Genomic DNA, 203 nt, shown 5'->3' on the forward strand with positions numbered 1-203 from the left:
TGGTGACCCCTAGGGGAATCGAACCCCTGTTACCACCGTGAAAGGGTGGTGTCTTGACCGCTTGACCAAGGGGCCTAGGCTTTTGTTCATCATACTAATATTCTTTTGTTATTATCGCACTTTAAAAAATTGGCGACTCAGAAGGGGCTCGAACCCTCGACCTCCGGCGTGACAGGCCGGCACTCTAACCAACTGAGCTACTG

The 203-nt window shown here is 51.2% G+C and carries 1 tRNA gene; it reads right to left on the bottom strand.

Annotated features, from left to right (window positions below):
- A tRNA-Glu gene (locus tag LPC13_RS16890) sits at nt 1-75 on the bottom strand.
- Between the last annotated feature and the right edge of the window lie 128 nt (nt 76-203).

Source organism: Clostridium celatum (genome assembly GCF_021412605.1).
In the GTDB taxonomy this organism is placed as follows: domain Bacteria; phylum Bacillota; class Clostridia; order Clostridiales; family Clostridiaceae; genus Clostridium; species Clostridium celatum.